Origin of the sequence: Blautia sp. Marseille-P2398, assembly GCF_964240315.1 — a bacterium.
GTDB lineage: Bacteria > Bacillota > Clostridia > Lachnospirales > Lachnospiraceae > Blautia_A > Blautia_A wexlerae.
The window spans coordinates 103,937-120,828 of the sequence record NZ_CAXSTD010000008.1 but is presented as its reverse complement, the minus strand read 5'-3'; the positions used below and the strand labels follow the sequence as shown (position 1 = coordinate 120,828).

At 34.6% G+C, this 16,892-nt stretch carries 37 protein-coding genes; all 37 read right to left on the bottom strand.

All coding sequences use genetic code 11. The features are described from left to right. Positions 1-16 precede the first annotated feature (16 nt). Positions 17-766, bottom strand: a complete 750-nt coding sequence (locus ACESZG_RS10825; RefSeq protein WP_373218217.1) for a hypothetical protein — start codon at positions 764-766, stop codon at positions 17-19. After that, a complete protein-coding gene (locus ACESZG_RS10820; RefSeq protein WP_373218215.1) occupies positions 753-1,295 on the bottom strand; it encodes a hypothetical protein in 543 nt (180 codons plus the stop codon). Before ACESZG_RS10820 ends, ACESZG_RS10825 begins: the two co-directional genes overlap by 14 nt. Before the next feature lie 29 nt (positions 1,296-1,324). Beyond that, on the bottom strand, positions 1,325-1,786 hold the full coding sequence (locus ACESZG_RS10815) for a hypothetical protein (RefSeq protein ID WP_373218213.1): 462 nt from the start codon (positions 1,784-1,786) through the stop codon (positions 1,325-1,327). 2 nt (positions 1,787-1,788) lie between these two features. Next, positions 1,789-2,055, bottom strand: coding sequence for a hypothetical protein (locus ACESZG_RS10810; RefSeq protein WP_227194101.1), 267 nt, complete (start codon positions 2,053-2,055; stop codon positions 1,789-1,791). Next, a complete protein-coding gene (locus ACESZG_RS10805; RefSeq protein WP_373218211.1) occupies positions 2,052-2,471 on the bottom strand; it encodes a hypothetical protein in 420 nt (139 codons plus the stop codon). The genes ACESZG_RS10810 and ACESZG_RS10805 overlap by 4 nt, the downstream gene beginning before the upstream one ends. Positions 2,472-2,482: 11 nt before the next feature. Further along, a complete protein-coding gene (locus ACESZG_RS10800) occupies positions 2,483-2,749 on the bottom strand; it encodes a hypothetical protein (RefSeq protein WP_118571426.1) in 267 nt (88 codons plus the stop codon). A 4-nt stretch (positions 2,750-2,753) separates the two neighbouring features. Then, a complete protein-coding gene (locus ACESZG_RS10795; RefSeq protein ID WP_373218209.1) occupies positions 2,754-2,975 on the bottom strand; it encodes a hypothetical protein in 222 nt (73 codons plus the stop codon). Between the two features lies 1 nt (position 2,976). Then, entirely contained in the window at positions 2,977-3,768 is a 792-nt protein-coding gene (locus ACESZG_RS10790; protein ID WP_373218207.1) for a hypothetical protein, read from the bottom strand. Between the two features lie 14 nt (positions 3,769-3,782). After that, entirely contained in the window at positions 3,783-4,178 is a 396-nt protein-coding gene (locus tag ACESZG_RS10785) for a hypothetical protein (protein ID WP_055053176.1), read from the bottom strand. Between the two features lies 1 nt (position 4,179). Beyond that, on the bottom strand, positions 4,180-4,626 hold the full coding sequence (locus tag ACESZG_RS10780; protein ID WP_373218205.1) for a hypothetical protein: 447 nt from the start codon (positions 4,624-4,626) through the stop codon (positions 4,180-4,182). After that, a complete protein-coding gene (locus tag ACESZG_RS10775) occupies positions 4,610-4,855 on the bottom strand; it encodes a hypothetical protein (protein ID WP_155511689.1) in 246 nt (81 codons plus the stop codon). The genes ACESZG_RS10780 and ACESZG_RS10775 overlap by 17 nt, the downstream gene beginning before the upstream one ends. Continuing rightward, entirely contained in the window at positions 4,848-5,138 is a 291-nt protein-coding gene (locus tag ACESZG_RS10770) for a hypothetical protein (RefSeq protein ID WP_227194094.1), read from the bottom strand. Before ACESZG_RS10770 ends, ACESZG_RS10775 begins: the two co-directional genes overlap by 8 nt. Next, complete coding sequence (locus ACESZG_RS10765; protein WP_227194092.1) at positions 5,125-5,445, bottom strand: hypothetical protein; 321 nt, start codon at positions 5,443-5,445, stop codon at positions 5,125-5,127. The genes ACESZG_RS10770 and ACESZG_RS10765 overlap by 14 nt, the downstream gene beginning before the upstream one ends. Then, positions 5,439-6,503, bottom strand: coding sequence for an SPASM domain-containing protein (locus tag ACESZG_RS10760; protein WP_373218202.1), 1,065 nt, complete (start codon positions 6,501-6,503; stop codon positions 5,439-5,441). Before ACESZG_RS10760 ends, ACESZG_RS10765 begins: the two co-directional genes overlap by 7 nt. Beyond that, positions 6,496-6,798 (bottom strand): hypothetical protein, encoded by a 303-nt coding sequence (locus tag ACESZG_RS10755; protein WP_055053181.1) that lies wholly within the window; start codon positions 6,796-6,798, stop codon positions 6,496-6,498. Before ACESZG_RS10755 ends, ACESZG_RS10760 begins: the two co-directional genes overlap by 8 nt. Further along, positions 6,786-7,073, bottom strand: coding sequence for a hypothetical protein (locus ACESZG_RS10750; RefSeq protein ID WP_155511690.1), 288 nt, complete (start codon positions 7,071-7,073; stop codon positions 6,786-6,788). Before ACESZG_RS10750 ends, ACESZG_RS10755 begins: the two co-directional genes overlap by 13 nt. Positions 7,074-7,294: 221 nt before the next feature. Continuing rightward, on the bottom strand, positions 7,295-7,588 hold the full coding sequence (locus tag ACESZG_RS10745; RefSeq protein WP_055053184.1) for a hypothetical protein: 294 nt from the start codon (positions 7,586-7,588) through the stop codon (positions 7,295-7,297). Between the two features lie 5 nt (positions 7,589-7,593). After that, on the bottom strand, positions 7,594-8,670 hold the full coding sequence (locus ACESZG_RS10740; RefSeq protein WP_055053185.1) for a phage antirepressor N-terminal domain-containing protein: 1,077 nt from the start codon (positions 8,668-8,670) through the stop codon (positions 7,594-7,596). 46 nt (positions 8,671-8,716) lie between these two features. Beyond that, entirely contained in the window at positions 8,717-9,130 is a 414-nt protein-coding gene (locus tag ACESZG_RS10735) for a hypothetical protein (protein WP_373218199.1), read from the bottom strand. Further along, positions 9,111-9,683 carry a hypothetical protein gene (locus ACESZG_RS10730; protein ID WP_373218197.1) on the bottom strand — a complete coding sequence of 191 codons (573 nt, stop codon included), beginning with the start codon at positions 9,681-9,683 and terminating at the stop codon, positions 9,111-9,113. The genes ACESZG_RS10735 and ACESZG_RS10730 overlap by 20 nt, the downstream gene beginning before the upstream one ends. Then, positions 9,676-9,936 (bottom strand): hypothetical protein, encoded by a 261-nt coding sequence (locus tag ACESZG_RS10725; RefSeq protein ID WP_373218196.1) that lies wholly within the window; start codon positions 9,934-9,936, stop codon positions 9,676-9,678. The genes ACESZG_RS10730 and ACESZG_RS10725 overlap by 8 nt, the downstream gene beginning before the upstream one ends. A 10-nt stretch (positions 9,937-9,946) precedes the next feature. Continuing rightward, the gene (locus ACESZG_RS10720; RefSeq protein WP_373218194.1) at positions 9,947-10,360 is read right to left on the bottom strand and encodes a hypothetical protein; all 414 of its coding nucleotides are present in this window, start codon (positions 10,358-10,360) and stop codon (positions 9,947-9,949) included. Between the two features lie 59 nt (positions 10,361-10,419). Beyond that, entirely contained in the window at positions 10,420-10,629 is a 210-nt protein-coding gene (locus tag ACESZG_RS10715) for a hypothetical protein (RefSeq protein WP_373218192.1), read from the bottom strand. Continuing rightward, positions 10,630-10,899 (bottom strand): hypothetical protein, encoded by a 270-nt coding sequence (locus tag ACESZG_RS10710; RefSeq protein WP_373218190.1) that lies wholly within the window; start codon positions 10,897-10,899, stop codon positions 10,630-10,632. Continuing rightward, positions 10,896-11,165, bottom strand: coding sequence for a hypothetical protein (locus tag ACESZG_RS10705; RefSeq protein WP_055053192.1), 270 nt, complete (start codon positions 11,163-11,165; stop codon positions 10,896-10,898). Before ACESZG_RS10705 ends, ACESZG_RS10710 begins: the two co-directional genes overlap by 4 nt. Continuing rightward, on the bottom strand, positions 11,162-11,302 hold the full coding sequence (locus ACESZG_RS10700) for a hypothetical protein (protein ID WP_155511691.1): 141 nt from the start codon (positions 11,300-11,302) through the stop codon (positions 11,162-11,164). Before ACESZG_RS10700 ends, ACESZG_RS10705 begins: the two co-directional genes overlap by 4 nt. Continuing rightward, the gene (locus ACESZG_RS10695) at positions 11,299-11,550 is read right to left on the bottom strand and encodes a hypothetical protein (protein WP_155511692.1); all 252 of its coding nucleotides are present in this window, start codon (positions 11,548-11,550) and stop codon (positions 11,299-11,301) included. Before ACESZG_RS10695 ends, ACESZG_RS10700 begins: the two co-directional genes overlap by 4 nt. A gap of 16 nt (positions 11,551-11,566) precedes the next feature. Next, a complete protein-coding gene (locus ACESZG_RS10690; RefSeq protein ID WP_118592952.1) occupies positions 11,567-11,800 on the bottom strand; it encodes a hypothetical protein in 234 nt (77 codons plus the stop codon). Further along, positions 11,779-12,072: a hypothetical protein gene (locus tag ACESZG_RS10685; protein WP_055053195.1), complete on the bottom strand. Its 294-nt coding sequence runs from the start codon at positions 12,070-12,072 to the stop codon at positions 11,779-11,781. Before ACESZG_RS10685 ends, ACESZG_RS10690 begins: the two co-directional genes overlap by 22 nt. Continuing rightward, positions 12,051-12,326, bottom strand: coding sequence for a hypothetical protein (locus ACESZG_RS10680; RefSeq protein WP_373218186.1), 276 nt, complete (start codon positions 12,324-12,326; stop codon positions 12,051-12,053). The genes ACESZG_RS10685 and ACESZG_RS10680 overlap by 22 nt, the downstream gene beginning before the upstream one ends. Next, positions 12,316-12,561, bottom strand: a complete 246-nt coding sequence (locus ACESZG_RS10675; protein WP_118571405.1) for a hypothetical protein — start codon at positions 12,559-12,561, stop codon at positions 12,316-12,318. The genes ACESZG_RS10680 and ACESZG_RS10675 overlap by 11 nt, the downstream gene beginning before the upstream one ends. After that, positions 12,545-12,787, bottom strand: coding sequence for a hypothetical protein (locus ACESZG_RS10670; RefSeq protein ID WP_055053198.1), 243 nt, complete (start codon positions 12,785-12,787; stop codon positions 12,545-12,547). Before ACESZG_RS10670 ends, ACESZG_RS10675 begins: the two co-directional genes overlap by 17 nt. 1 nt (position 12,788) lies before the next feature. Then, a complete protein-coding gene (locus tag ACESZG_RS10665) occupies positions 12,789-12,944 on the bottom strand; it encodes a hypothetical protein (protein WP_182466339.1) in 156 nt (51 codons plus the stop codon). 61 nt (positions 12,945-13,005) lie between these two features. Further along, positions 13,006-13,524 (bottom strand): hypothetical protein, encoded by a 519-nt coding sequence (locus ACESZG_RS10660; RefSeq protein WP_055053199.1) that lies wholly within the window; start codon positions 13,522-13,524, stop codon positions 13,006-13,008. Positions 13,525-13,684: 160 nt separating this feature from the next. Next, complete coding sequence (locus ACESZG_RS10655) at positions 13,685-14,656, bottom strand: M28 family peptidase (RefSeq protein ID WP_373218184.1); 972 nt, start codon at positions 14,654-14,656, stop codon at positions 13,685-13,687. After that, complete coding sequence (locus ACESZG_RS10650; RefSeq protein WP_373218182.1) at positions 14,649-16,181, bottom strand: hypothetical protein; 1,533 nt, start codon at positions 16,179-16,181, stop codon at positions 14,649-14,651. The genes ACESZG_RS10655 and ACESZG_RS10650 overlap by 8 nt, the downstream gene beginning before the upstream one ends. Beyond that, positions 16,178-16,837: a hypothetical protein gene (locus ACESZG_RS10645; RefSeq protein ID WP_373218180.1), complete on the bottom strand. Its 660-nt coding sequence runs from the start codon at positions 16,835-16,837 to the stop codon at positions 16,178-16,180. Before ACESZG_RS10645 ends, ACESZG_RS10650 begins: the two co-directional genes overlap by 4 nt. Positions 16,838-16,892: the final 55 nt, after the last annotated feature.

Here is a 16,892-nt window from a genome sequence, read left to right as displayed (position 1 = left end):
CTAATCCCTCTCTTTCTTAACCCATATGGTTACATGAATACTCTGATATTTCTTCTAATCTTTCGACTACATAGTTAGGCAGATATCCACACTCTGAACATACACAAATCTTTCCTAAGATATATAAACATGCTTGATCTCTTGGAATTTCTTTTCCCATAAATTGTTGTTTAGTTTCCTGACATTCCTCTTTATAGCAGTATTCATTATCTGGGCAGCTATCACAGTCATACTTTATATTTTCAATCCAAGGAAAATACCAAGCTAAGATATCAGATTCAATTCCATTGCCGCTGTCTCCTGAGCACTCTCTCATTTGTGTGCTGAAATCAAGAGGGATATACGGATCATTGCAGGAAAAGTCTCTTATATAAAAAGGTGCATGAACTCCAATTTCCATTCTAGGAATCCAAAAATTGACATAGTCTTTGTATGTCTTACAGTTGGTCCAATCAATTACTTCTGGTAATTCTTCATAATGATCAAGGCCAAACATCAATCTCAACTGAGTATCAGCAATTTTTGTACAATCCCATGATTTCTTCGAGTGTAAATATTTGCTTCTTTTTTCAGTGACAACTTCAAATACATCAGGATAATACGTTTCTACATAACTATACATTTCAGAACAAGATTTATAATATTGTTTATAAAGTTCTTTTATTTCTTGATATACTGAATCAATAGTTACTGTATTGTCGTTTGCTTTGCCAATAATAAAACTTGAAGAACTACTATTGGTCACAAACCCGTTACGAATCTTCAATGGTATCACCTCTTCCTATATCATATGCTCTTTTACAGTACTTCCAATCATTACATAATGATCCATCCATTTTCTTATAGCAACCTTTACACAGGTATTCTCTATTTTCTATGATTTTATTGAATCGCTCATAGTTTGCATAGAATTCTTTCCGGTAGGTTCCATCTTCATCTTCAATAGTGCCTATATAGCCACCATCTGCTTCATCAAGAATGTCTGAATTAAAATATGGATACAGAAAGTCATAAATATCTTGCCCTAAGTCATCACCTAGGCACATGTATCCTTTCATACAGAAGCTGGCAGTCAAGAACCACACTCCCTCTGAAAATTCTAATGTGTAAGTCGGATATAAAGCTCTATAATGATTCATCCATTTAGACTCTTTTAATTCTCTATGCTGTAACAATGGTTTTATATCTCTATCACAGCTCCGCTCACTTGCAAGCACTGATAAATCATGTAACAGTTCATCTGGAAGATTTCTTTTCAATCCGAAAATTAATTTTCCTTCATAGTAATTTCCCATTTCTCCACACCCTTTCTAATGCTTGCATTTCAATGATGACTAATAGCAGCAAGACAACAATTCATATCCGGTACAACATGATGTTCAAGGGTTGAATACATAAGACCATCATTGTCTGAATAATTAATCTCTACAAATACAGAGTACCCTTGCATATCTTCCTCTAACTCAGACATCCTATCTGTTATTGCTTTATTAAGCTTTTCCTGGAATTCTTCCGTTTTTCGTATTTCAAGTTTCTTACTATAAGGTACATAGAGACTGTCTTCTATCTCCCAAAGAGTCTGATAATAGATTTCTTCTGAATATCCTTCCAAAACATCTTCTCTATCCAACTTTGCAGCTTCCGTTACATCTCTTAAGATTTCCTCAAAGTATTCTTCTTCAAGATTTTCTTTCTGCAGCTCCTCTTTGATACTTTCTTCACTCTTGAAACCAAGAATAAAGCTACTGCTGCTGCTATTAGTTACAAATCCTTTTCTAATCTTCATGATCAATCCTCCCATTCGACATCTTCTCTAGCTACACCAATTAATAATAAAAACTTTTCCATGTCAAAATTATCCATAAGAGTATAGCCATGAATTTCATATTTAGTTTCTCTGATGTCCCATTCATCATAAAATGTTTCCATTTCTAATTCTTTTGCAACCTTAATATGATTTTTAATCTTTTCAATCTGATCGTCTGTTAAATCACTTTTAGCAATAGTAAAACTGGATGAGGAACTATTAGTTACAAAACCTATTCTTAACTTCATGCGTCCTCCTCTATAATTCTGTAATTGTGTTCTTGTGCATAAGTTTTTGTATGAGCATTACATGTAGCACAAACATAGACTTCTTTATTCATTCCATTAAAGTTTATCTGGCTTAAATCTCGTGCTTTTGCTTCGGCTTCAAAATTATTCTGTGCTTTTATGGCTACATATTCTTTGATATAAGTATCTATACACACCAGATAGAACTCTTTAGGCTCTTCTGAAACCTCTTCATACATAGCACTAAGGTCATCAGTGTCAAAATCTATTGTTTTACTCTCTGGATCACAATGGATGTAACCATTCTTTTTCCCTTCAAAGTGAACAATACCATCCTGAGGCAACCGCTGCAGAGCTTCAATCATCTCTGCAACAGTTGTTCCCTCACACCTCACTCTCTTGTTAATGTCTAACATAAGACTCCTCCTTACTCCGTCACTTTAATGACGTAGATTTTATTTCCACGTTTAGCGTATTTAATAACTTCTTTTTCGCCTTCTTCATTGAGTCTCTTGCAACAATTCATTACTGCAGAAGCTCTTCTTTTAGCTTCAGCCTCATCATCGTACTCAAAACACATGTTGGCTCTACTTGTTTTCATAAACTCAACAATAGCTCTTCCCTCTTCTGAAGTAACGAGACCTCTTCTATTTGCTCCTAACTCCTCAACCTGTACATCATAGCTCATTTTCATAATTTTAGTTCTCCTTTTCTTGTTTATTTAAAATTAATAATTTTAACGAATTCAGCGGCACCATAAAATATCTATTGACAGGATTAACATTCTCCATTACTGGATAGTAGACATTCACCCAATCATTTATTTGTTTTTCTCCAGTTAATGTAAAAATTCTATTTTCCCATCCTGGAGTAAAAGTGTTTTTCATAATAACTTGCAAACCTTTTTTATTCGGAATCATATTATAAACCCGTTTGCTTTCCAACAAAGTTAATTGGTTTACCAGTAACCTTGTTAATGCCATGTCCTACTACTTCTAAAACATAATCTTCCCAGTAGTCACCTTTCTTCCAGTAATCGGTATCTTCTTCATAATAACCATCAATGTGTTTAACAACAAATGTCACAGTTCCCTTGAAGTCTTTAATCCAAGTAGCCATCCATTTATTTTTTAAATGATAGTCAAATTCTGGATTATATTTCAGAACTTCATCTAATAAAAATACTGACACTAAACCAGCATCTGCACAAAACTCACCAATAGCTTCTTTTGTGTCAGTGTCAAAAGTGGTACAGCTCCAATCTCCATAGAGAGTGTCTCTTGTCATATAGTGAGTTATTCCAAGTGCTTCCATATTCTCTCCGTAGGCACATGTTGCCCAATCATCATCTTCTTTCATGATATAACAAGGATCTGTGATAATAATATCTCCATCAAATTCCATTGGCTCTCCATCTAAATATGCATCAATCCAATTTTTCTTGGTGTATTTATAAAACAGCTCTTCAATTCCTGTAAGTTCTGATAATTCTTTATATTCTTCATAAGTTTTTGTAGAATCATCCACATATTTCATAATAAGTACCATGTTTAATTCTTGTATTGCAGTAGTATAACAAGGAGATTCGAGACAATCCATGATTTTCTCAAATTCCTTATCATCCAAATGCAGCTTGTTCCTAAGTATTTTTTCAATCTCAGGCCGGGCACTTTCACATTCTTTTATTTTCTGTTCTAACCAAGCTTTATCCATTCTTCTTTCCTCCTTCAATTTGGTTCATCATAGCTGAGTCCTGCACTTTCCACATATTCATTTAATGCTAAAAACATATCTTCTTCCAACTCTTCTTTCCATCTGTTACTCCACCAATCCACATCTGCTCCAGTCCCAATATATTCAATAGGCTCCCAATCATTCTCCGTTTTTAAACAAGTAAAATATTCAATAGTCGGTTTATATGTTGGTATTTCGTTAAACATTCCGAGAACAGAAATATTTACTTCAATATCAACATAACCTATTTCCAATACAGCTTTACCTATAAGAGGACCATTATCGAGATCAATTTCTAAATGCTCTTCTCTTATATTCCTTATTAGAAGTTGGATTCCGTTGAGTCTAAAACAGTAATCCGAACGCTGTTTAGCTTCTTCAAATGTCATATCAACACCTCGAATATAATTCAATTTCTATATGAATATACTTACCCATGTTTCCTTCTAAGATTTTTAACAGATCATGACCACCACATTTGAATTCTTCTTCAGTCCAAAGATATCCAGTATAATCACTATACCTATGATAATATTCAGACTCAGTGATTCCTTCCATTGATACAATCTTTGTCTCATCAATGTGATCCATATCAATAGGTGTATCTCCTGTAAGCATTTGAATACTTGCATATCTGTCAAGCCACCCGCATCGACTTTCCATTTCTTTTGAAAAAGCAAATCCATCATTAGATACAACAATTTCTTCACCAGAAAATCTTTTTACTTTCTGAATATTTTGTATCCCAATAATGCTACCAGCATCATCTCCTGTGTTTACCCACCCTACTTTTCCATTGAGGATAATAGTGTCTTCTAATTTATATCCTTCTTTCATGTCTATAATTCTCCTTTCTTTTCTCTATAGTATTCCTCAAATTGTGTTCTCCATATATAATAGAGTAATACTTCAAAGCTTCTGATAATGGTATCGGATTCCCATCTAAAGAATACCCATAACCATGGCCACATTTATGCTTGGAATTTATGAAACTTATTGGACAATTAGTGCATAAATGTCCAGAACAGATTTCCCTTAACTTGAAATATATTTCATATCTATCCATGTCTTCTCCTATAGATCAATGTGCTTAAAGGAAGTTCTAACATCTGACTATTCCAACAATATCTTGCTTCTTTTATTTGATAAAACTTATCTTCATTCTTATAGAATGTATCTTGTATCGTAATTTTTTGATCACACAATTTTTTCATTTGCTTATTAAAACCGCAGATGACATTCGGCATTCCACTAGAGTTATCAGAACCATATTCTTCCATTAAACGAGCAAATGATTTTACTTTATATTGCCCGCCAAGTTTAAGAAATTTAAGTTTATCTGTATTCATTATTCATCCTCTCATATAGCTTTCTAAACTTTACAAAATCTTCTTGTTTACCTCCATTGTCAGGATGAGCTTTAACCATTGCGTAATGAACAGCTTCTTTTATGTCTGGTGTAGTAGACTTTAAAGTGCCAGGCTCCATTAATAATCTTACATACTCCCGGTATATGCTAGAGTACTTAAAACGTTGAATCTCATTCTGTCTTTTTAGTTCCTCTACTTCCATTTTCAAATTTATATTTTCGCTTATGCAAGCGAATAAAATTATCAATGTCACTATTAATACAGCACTTAGCCCAATTGTTAGCATAAATCTTTCTCCTCTTTTGTGCACAAGACAATTTCTCTTCTGATCGGGCATCCACCTAAGCAATCACACTGACGACTACAACCTCTACAAGAATTCCTGAAATGGCTTCTGAAATCATCGAACACATCTGAATCCCATGCTTCCTGAATAGTGTGTTCATTAAGATCAACTGCCCACTTAAGTTCCTGATTGTCAAAGCTACATGGCAGCATTTTCATATCTGACGTAATGTAACCAGAAAATCTTGCTCCTTCACACGGTTCCAGAGTAGAATTTAAAATCTCTTCTGTAAAATTCAACAGTCCAGGCACAGAACATGAATCAAATCCAATCTGAAATTTATAATCATGTTTATCAATCAAAGAGAAAAATTCTTTGACTCTTTCATCATCAGGAGACAATACATTTGCCTGAGTTCCTAAACCTACTGGCTTATGAAGAAGAAAAATTACTGCATTGATACCGTCAGGGAAATCTTCATGCTGCAAACGTTCAATAGCTTCATCTATAGAATTCCGTCCAAGGACATAATGAATATTAGTAGTAACTCCTGCAGATACTAACATATCAATCGCTTTCCCTGTGTATTCACTTCTGTACCAAGATATAGCTACGGCTCCGCAATATTCTTTACATAAGGAAACAATTTTTTCATTGAATCCTAAACCGGAACTTGTAAAGTTTGGCACAATCCCTTGTAACCTACAATACTTAAGGATTTCTTCAAAATCTTCATGCTGGTCTACGTCTCCTCTGCCACCAAGAGCAAACTGAAATGTTTTCCCTTTACATTCATCTACTATTCTCTTGAAATTCTCAAGGGACATGTTAGGCTCCTGTGTGTGTAATCCATTCTGATAACACTGAACTCCTGATTGAATACACAAACCAGATGCTCCATGAACACAATGTCCCATAATACCAATATCTAACAAAGCAGGAAAATCTCTCATGAATGGTTCCTTTCCTGTTGTAAGATCATCGGACCGGATATAGAATCCTGTCTCCGGATTAAATGTTTCTACAAAATTGTTTTTCTTGTCGTAATATTTATACATGAGTTTTTCTCCTTTGAATTATTTGTGCCAATAAACCGGCAGATGTAAGCATTTCTTCATCCCAGTAATAATGTTTTATTTCATCATTTAATTCCTTATTATTAGTTTCTAAATCGTAAGTAACACGAAAAATACCAGATCTTACATTCTTAATTGTAAAAATCATCCCACAAAACCAATTCATTTCTCTAGTAAATGATGATGGTGTCTTTATGCTACCGCAAGAATTAAGTCCATATTCTTTTTCCATTTGTTCCCAAGATTTAACTCTTACTTTCTGTCCTACTTTATACATTCCTGTCTCCTTGTGATTAACATTGATAAGTCTCCTTTTTCAAACATCTCACTTGTAAAAGTCCACGGAATTGCAGTCATTGTATAATAATAGGTATTACCAAGATTTTTTATAGTATCTATTCGTAATTTTTTCCCACAATATTTCTTCATTTCTCCCACAAAACTGCAATAATTGTTACATCGAATAACACCATAATAATTAACACCAAATTCTTTAACCATATCATCCCATTGACGAATCTGAACTATGTCTCCTACTTTGTATCGCTTCATATAAATCTCCTAATGGTGTGATCATGTCTGTAGACCACATATATCTACCGTTATCTTCTTCGATTCTAAAAACATTGTCGTATATAAAATATGAAACAGTTATAGTAGTTCCACAAAATCTACACATGTCTTTAACAAAAAATGCCAAACATGGTATATATATTTCATCCCCAGTTTGAGCAATTCCAAATTCTCTTTTCATATCATCCCAAGAACGAACTTTATACTTTTGTCCTACTTTCATTTCTCACCTCAATCATTTTTCGCAAACCAGATGTGAACAACATATTTTCAGTAAACAAAAATTGTTGTGAAATTTTCATATCTATCCCTTGATAAACTCCTTCATGATAAGGATACTTTCCAATTATACATATCTTGTCCCCACATAAAATCTTCATCCTAGATAAAAATAGTATTTCTCCGAAATCTAAAGCTCCTGAATAATCACCATTGGAAGCTTTTTTAAGCTCCTCCCAAGTTTTTAAATAATATGTTTTCCCTATTTTTAGCATAGTCTTTACCCAACCATCATGACATCAACTGCATTCTTAAATTTTCTCAGCATTTCTGGATTGGAAGAAATGATTTTCTTTCTTCTTGCTCCTGCTTTGCCATGTTTGTTAATATAACGAACTTCTAAATTATGCCAATTGATCGGACTCATTTCTCCCATCTTTTTGTATACTTTTCTATATGTAACCATTCCTCCGTTGCTCTTATCTCCATATTTTTCTACGAGAGGAGCAATAATAGAATCTGTTGCATCCTGATTACAGATTGATTTATATTTTTCATACAGATCTCCTAACGCAGCACTGAAGATAGATCTTAAAGTATCATTGGCATAGACAACATCATAAGTACTAAATTTACTTACTGGATTATATTTTTCTTTGTAATCTTTCACTTCCTGATCCCAACAGATACCATAATTTTTATTCATATACTTATATACAGTTTTCATTACAGAGCCACGATCAGAGAACTTGTCACAAGTGGTAAGAGCATCAATCATCTGGTACATATCATTTTTCCATTTTTTACCAGGATTCTCTACTTTCTTCACTGGGATAGGTGTCGTAACAATTTTCTCCTGAACCATCATAGAAGCTAAACGCCCCATATCTTCAAAGATTTTATCTACTTTTCTTTCTAATACTTCAATTTTGTTATTGAAATCTGGCAGCTGTAACTGAATAACGTTTGGATTATTAACTTTTTTCTCAAGGAAAGCTGCTGCCAGTACATCTTTTGCTTTGAGCTGATATGCTACAAGTTTTTCTGCTATTCCCGGCATTTCCTTTTTCATAGTTGGAGTAATTGAGATTTTAGCCAACCATAATGGTAAATAATCTAATTGTAAGCACATAACATTCTGATTCCCGCCATTGGTAAGGAGGGTAAAATTTTGTACCCCCTTTGAAATTACTGAATCCGTTTGCATTTTTCTTCTTTCATATTTGATCCGATTATCATCTAAACCGATAGCTTCACATACCCAGCGAGCACCAACCCAAATATTTCCATCAGGATCCTGTGCTGCTCTAAGAATATCTCCGTTAAACTCTACTTCTTTTGCTATTAATTTATCCATAATGTTTTCCTCCATTAATATAAGTTTTCTTGTATTAGCATTCAATTTAAAATTCCTCCAACTTCTTCTCAGCATCTTCACGGGCGAGGAATACGGTTTTTCCAAACTCAGCAACGTTAAATATTCTTTTCTGTCTATTTGTTTTAAATATAATGCTGTTGTCAGAAATTTCTATCTTTCTTATTCCTTGTCTTGAAATATCTTTTCCGACAATGATGAAAACAGAATCTCCAACCTTACACGGCAATCTAACAAGCAAGCCCTGTTCGTCTAAGTCTTTGTAAGATTTCAGTTCCTCTAACCATTCCGCAAGCTGTTCGTGTTCTTCTGCACATTTTATGCAATTAGCTTTTATATCATCGTCTACAGAATCAATTGACTCAAAATCTGCACCTCTATAATTCTTTTCTGCTACTTCTTTTGCATGAGAAATAGCATCTTCAAGTGTTAATCTCTCCATTATCATTCACCTCTTTCAGCTTCTCCACCGCCAGCTTTAAGGATTCCTTAATTTCACCTGTTATTCCGCGATATGGACTTTGAATTAACTTCTCAATATCTTCAATTGCTTTCTCTTCGGGTGTAGGAACTGTAATTCTACTTGATTTCGCAATTTCAAGAAGTTCATCAATGTTGTTTTTCCAGTTGCATGTACTACACAACTGATTGTTGCACTTAGTGTTCTTTCTGCCAAGTACACATTCATCACAGTTACGTCTACCGCACAAAAAATCCACATTGAGATACCACTCAACAAACTCTCTTGCCGTCATTTCCTTTGTGCCGAGGAGTTCTGATGCTTCGTAGAAATCAACATTTGATCTGATACTCGCCTCATAAGTTATAACTTTGTCTTCATAAAATCTTAAAATGTCTGGAAAATGTTGTGCTAGTAATGGTTTACAATCGTATCTCTGAGACCAATTGAATCCCTGTTTCTCAGCTTCTTTAAGTAGTTTTTCGTTTTCTTCTTTCGTTCTGACTAACACACATGTATTTTTTAAATTAATCATCTTTTTTCACCTCTAATTTCTTTAAATCCTCAATACCCCAGGGTTCTTCATCTTCCCATTTAATAAAACTAAAGATATCACCAAAAATATCTGCCGATATCTGATAACTACCTCTTAAGCTCCAATAACAACTCCATCGTACTGGCTTTTCAGTGTACACATAAAGTTTATTGTTCCTATCTCTTGCAATATATTTACTTTTTGGTAAAAGCAGATTAAGAAAATTCTTTGGCAAATTTTCCTTATTTTTCATAAAAATCACCTCAATAAAAAATTTCTTTAACTCTTCCCCAAAACATAATTGAATTATCAATATCTATGCCCCATTGCTCCTCATGTGAAGAACATGTACTCTCATACTCATACACCGGGAAACCAACTGTAACATCTTCTGCCTCAATAACTTTTCCTACTGATGTAGGCCCTTTATCTTCCTGATGATAGTAAACTATTCCTGTGAGGAATTCTATTACTGTTTCTTTATACTTTGGATTGCACCAGACATATACCCTATTTCCTGAATCATTCTCTACTCTCCAGATAACGTCTTTGTACTCTCTTGCGTTGTTGCACAGTTTTAGCCATGCCATTGCATAGCTTTCTGTTGTAGGTGCTGTAAAATCGGCTGTAATCATTACAGCCTTTTTCCGCTCAATAGATAATTTTTCTTTTAACATAGTTGTCCCTCTTTTCTTTTCAATATCATATTTCTTAATGCACCAACTATTTCCTTGCACTAGTAATCACGATTATAATAATAGGCGGAAGAATTATAATATACTTTACACTCTCCATTAAAGCGTAATCTTGTTGGGAAATCACAAAATATATTGGTTAAAGCAGTTCCATCCGCCCATGTGTAACCTTGCTTTTGCGCTTCTTTGATTAACGCTATATATTCTGCTTTATTATTCACCAAAACAGTACAACATTTCAAATCTATCATTTACGTTTCCTTTCTGACCATTATGAGTCTTCGCACTCCTTTAATTATATCCAAGTATCTAGGATAATCTCGTGCACATCTTCCACGACTAGAACCCCAATATGTTTCATATTTCCTATTAAATTCTAGTCTCGTTGGAAACTCACAAAGGACTATACTTAAAGGGGCCCAACTCGCCCATCTAAAGCCTTGTTTCTTAGCAATTTTAGTCACAGCTATATATTCTTCTACATTGTTAACTAATACTGTGCTATCTCTTAAATCAATCATAACTTTCCCTTCTGTCTTATAATTATCAATTCTCGTAATCTACTCATCAAATTTTTACAATGATAGTCACAATATTTTTCATGATATCCCCCAAATGTGACCCTTCCTCTTTTATCAAAAAACAATCTTGTTGGAAATGTACAGTAGATATAATCTAAAGAGTCTCCAGAATTCCACTCACATCCTTGTTCTTTCGCAATCTGAATTACTTTTTCATATTCTTTTTCATCTTTAACTCCCACAATACAGTCTCTAAGTTCAATCATTTCCACCCCCAACCTTTCCAGATAAGCATTTTCTTCAAATTTTTACATTTGATGAAGCTTGGTGTATACTCTTTTGTCTCTTCACAATAGCCGAACCATCTGCCTGATACGTCTTGATGAAGTTCATATATTTTCATGAGGTCGCCTCCCTTGTCATTACTAAATATCTCAAACTATTTGCCGGAAGTAACATTGCATTGTTAAAATACCATGATACTTCTTCATCATCTATTGATAAGAAATATTCATCTAATACAAGATCTGTAATTTTAGTTACTACACAAATTTTTCCACAAAGTTTATACATGTGGCTGTTAAAAAATAATCTTCCCATTGAATTTTCATAATGGTAATACCACCCGCTAACTAAATTTTTTCTAATCACTACTCTGTCTCCGACTTTATATCTCATGATTTTCCTTTCTAATTTCTACAAGTCTACTTAAATTTCCTACTGGAATAAGTGATGATCTGTACCAGTATCCTTCTGGAGTACCAGATAGATAGTAACCTGTATAACTTATTCTATTGATTCTATAAACTTTTCCGAGATACTTCACCCCTATCTCATGAACTGCTAGGTTACGTTTTACACGAACCCAATCTCCAACTTTTAATTCTTTTTTCTCTTGCATATAAGTCCCCCTAAACACTGAACAGGTTCTAACATTATGTCACTGAAAACCCACTCGCATGTTTCATCTCCTAGTGCTAGTCTATAGTTAACATAGCCAGGATAAAATGATGAAACTTTATCTATGATTTTATATGCATGGCCACAGAATTTTTGCATGGCAATGTTAAAAAACAAATATTCATTATCACTACCATCATAATAATATCTTGTATTACCTTTCAAATTACTTCTAACTCTTACTATGTCTCCTATTTTATATTTCTCTTGCATATCAAGCTCCTTAACCCATCAACAAGTATCAACATTGCATCGTTGAACACCCACTTAGATTCCTCTTCTCCTAGAGATAAACTATAAACTTCACAAACATAATCAATTGCTACTATTTCGTACTCTTCTCCACGGAATTTTTCCATTGCTGAAGCAAAATATAACTTTCTGCGTGACGGATTCGAATAAGGATATTCTAACCCACCAACTAAATCTGTCCGGACCATGACTCTATCTCCAACTTTATATTTCATGTTTCCTCCTCTTATCAATTAGTACAGTTAGTCCTTTGTAAGGAATGAATTCCTCTGCTGGAAACCAATAATCACTAGCTTCTTCTAACTCATAAGCTTTTCTTTCAAAAGTTTTAGAAGTTAGTTCTATAATTGATTTTATGGTACATATATTTCCTAATAAATAATTTATATCTACGCCCCATAGAATACGAGGAGTATTAGATCTAAAAATTACTTTATCTCCTCTCTTCATATTGCCTTCTTTCATGGATAGCTAAAAATAAAGTACCTTCTGCAGGAATAAACATATCCAACTTAAAAATATATCCTGATTCTTTAACACAACAATAAGCCTCAAAACCTCTAGGGTTATTTATGGATATTATAGTCATAATTTTTCCTTTAACTTCTTCCACAGGAATACACCATATGCATCCATGCAATCTAGGATCAACTATTACTTTATCTCCAACTTTCATCTTATTCCTCCAATATAAAATCAAGTACTTCTACAATACCCATACCTGATATATCTAATAGTTTCATTTCCTTTGAAGCATACTGTACAATACAAATCCCGTCCTTGATTGTGCAGCTTATTATGCTTCTCTTTTTTAATAACTTATCTAATTCCATAATAGCTCCTTGATAATTCTCTTGGGGAGTCGAACCCCAAGAGAACTGTTTATTTTATTGTTTACTCAGCATCTGGAAGATAGAACTTTTTGATTCTATCCTCTCCTACAGCTTCGACAGCAGCCATTGCTACCTCATGAGAGCTGAAGTAAATACCATCTGTAATTTTTCTTCTGCTCCATGTGGAATCAACTTTCTCTGTCTCTCTGTTCCAGCAGAGTTTGTATTTTCTCTGAGAGTGATCGTCCCAGTCGATCTCATCGTTGTGATCAATAGCGAAGCGTTTCAGCTCTGCTACAATCATCAGATACTCAGCGGCTGCATCTCTCTCTTCCTCAGTCTTGAAGCAGTTGCCTACTGCTAAACGCATCACATCTTTCTGGTTCTCTGCTGTGAATACTCCACCGTCTTTCTTTCCTGTACCCCACAGATAGAAGTACTGCTCACCTTCTGTTGGCTCCCAATGTTTCTGTACTGTCTCTGGTGCATCAACCATTCCCTGAAGTGCTCCGATGAGTTCTTTAAGCTCGTCCTGTCCAAGTGCTGCCATAATTTTTGTAATAATAGTTGTGTTCATCATAATCATAATCTCCTATTCTTGTTTGAAATTTGTTTTTTGTTGTTTGTTTTAATCTTTACCCATATTCAGTTGTAATTTTTCTATATTCAGTTGTAATTTATATGAAAACCTCTTAGTGGGCTAGAGGTCAATCATATACTTTGGCATAAACATTCCTCCTTTACTGTGATTTTATATCAATAATGTCACAAGCAGAATAATACTGATAATGACTTAAAGCCATACCAATTGCTTCCATTTCATTTATTGCGAGGATTTCACAACAGATTTCATTTCCGCTGTAAGTCTGAAGATAAATATGGAAGAATTTCTTTGCCTTCTCCTCTTTCGAGAATATATAAGTACAATCATCTGTATAAGCTGTTGTGTAATCAGTGCTAATAGGTGATGCTTCTTCATCATAATCTCTCCACCAGTTTCCATAACCACCATAGGCAGCTTCAATGTACTCAAATGGTTCCTCGCATGGTAAAGCAAGAATCTTTTTCGCTTCTTCAATTGTAGAAAGTAATGCTTCTACATTGATTGTTTCTCTTGTAGTGTGTTCGTCGAAATAACCAGAAGATAAATTGACTGCTGCTACACCGAGTGCCGGAGCAATTGTTGATATATCACTCACAGAACCCCATGCTGTTTTGAAATAACCAGTAGATTCAATGAATTTTTCAAATTCTTGATTATCACAAGAGTAGAATACACAGTCATTGGTCCCTCTTCTATCAATTTCAATGATATAATTTATATCATTGTTTACTATATAGTCACTTACAGCAAACTTCTCAGCTCCTACGCACCCTTTCTCTTCATCCTCTGTAAACAATACAGAACAATGATACTCTTTAATAATTTGCAGAATAGCGTAGATGCCACACCGATCGTCTCCCCCAATCCCTTGAGGAGAAGACATGATTGCTCCAGTGTATTTGATTTTCTGGACACATTCTTCATGTACTGTATCCATATGAGCAACTAAAAGTACTGGAAAAGTTCCCTTAGCATAGAGGAATCCATCCTCCGATTTAGGTTCATAACCTGCTGCTTCTAACTTAGCTTCCAGGTGACTCTTTAAAGTCATCTGTTTCATTCTCAAAATCTCTTCTAATTCTGTAATTTTATATTTATTTTTACTCATCTCCGGTCTCCTTTTCTTTGCAGTCTGGACAAAGCCCTTTGTCACCATCTTCAATTACATAGAGGCTTCCACACTCTTTACATTCTTTAACTTCTTCGTTAAGGAAATAGTCATCCTCGCTTTCAACATATGTATAATTTGTTCTTAAGCAGTGATCACATACATACTCATCGGTTGATTCCACCCATGTGACATCATCGTTTCTACATAAATCATCACAACAATCACATGTTGTGAAATTTTCATCCCTGCAGTCATTACAGATATGCATATTTAATTCATCATAATAGTTGATATAACTATTGGGCACTCTTTCATCACAGCAATCGCAATAAGTAGAGCAATTACAGCAATACCAACTTCCGTCGATAAGGTACATCTCATCTTCGCCATAGCGATCACCGCAATCACAACATCTATGAGATTCACTGTCGCCATAGTTATCATAACAATCCTCACAAAGAAGAGTACTTTCCATATCATGCCAATCCCCGCACTTTACACAATAGATATCATGTCCAACTGTCATATGCCTATTATCTACTCTTCCCTTGGGAATCATTTTGATAATTTTACTTACTGAGCACTCACTCTGGCACTCATAATCTCTGTAGTGGGTACCTTCAGAATTAATAACTGAGCAACAAGCAGAGGTGCCGCCTTTCTTTCTCCAAAGATTAGGAGCCACTAAACAATCAGCGATGATTTTCTGAAGCTGTGCTCTAATTGGAGTATACAGTGAGTTTTTGCCATCGTTACATTGAGGGTAGAGTCTTCCCTGTACAAGGATTCCATCTTTATAATGGAATAACTGACGGATGATCTTAGGTTCGAATTCTAAGTCATTACCGTCATACTCTTTATCAACTTGATAGTAAACCATTGTAGTTCCATCAAGAAGATAACTCATTGTTCCAGAACAATGGCATCCTGAGTAACCATTAGGATTGTTTTTATCAAGTGTATGACAGGATGACCAGCTGTTTCCATTGGAGGACAACAGATAATCAACTGGATTAACTGACAGGATAGTGTGCCGAACAACGTCAAGAGGATTGATTGCATCTGAATATTTGGCATACCTCTTTTCAAAATCTGAATAGGTATTAGAAGTAATACCTATAAGTGTACAGATTTTCTTCACTGCTCTTGAGGTTTTCTGACCTGCTGAAATACCTTTAATATCAGGATAGCATTCTTTAATTAAAGAAGCTGTTCGTTCATCCAAAAGCTGTTCTCTGTAATCTCTCAGTGCAAACAAAGCATCTGTGCGTCTTCCCTTGATAATCATCCAATTAATGAAATTATAAATTTTCTCCTCGTCTGGCTGTCCCTTGATGTTCTGATCAAATGCCACATAGCATTTTTCATCATTCCAATTCGGATGATGTCTTAATAACTCAATCAAAGGTGCCTTGTTGTCTGCCCATGTGTTGATAATTTTGTCAATGGCTGAATCACCCCAAGGGATATCATACATATTAAGAACCTTAATCATACCCTGTTTCATTGTTTCCTTATTCATGCTACAAATCCTCCTAAAATTGTTTCATAGAGCTCCTCAGGAATCTGTTCTTTCCCTAAGTATTGCTCAGAAATTTTTCTTGCTTTCTGTACAGCTAAAGTTCCCTTGTCTTTGATTTTTTCGTAGAATGCTTCAACAGTATTCATGACTTTTGAAACTGTCTCATATTCTGTATACAGCTCTTTGTCGTCTGACTGGATCTGTTCAAACACTTCCTGTACTCCATAGGTTACGAAGCATTCTGGGCAATAGTCATTAACTAAAGGTTCAGAAATAATCTTTCCGCAGTGCTTACAGATGGAGAGTTTATAATCTCTCTCATCCAGATCTTTATAGTCACCGTTTTCAAACTTGAATACCTCATACTGGTCAAAGATATAAGCTGCTTCGTAGCTCTTAGCGAGCTCCTCAAACTGAATCAGAACCTCTACAGAATCCTCTTTTTCTTGCGAAAATGTTTTTATTTTCTTGTTTAGAGGTTTCATTTTAAACTTGCTGTCCTCAATGTAGAGAAACTTTGAGTCAAAGTTCTCTGTGATGTCTTCTCCTAAGACATAGTTTTTGAAGAGGAATCCAAGGACAATATCAATGTCCTTAGATTCTACCTCTGATGAAGTGATTCTGTTATCTTTATATAAACTAATAAGTGTTGCCATTTGTTTTCTCCTTTCTTAACTGTAACTGCATTATAAACCAGTTTGTAAAACTTGT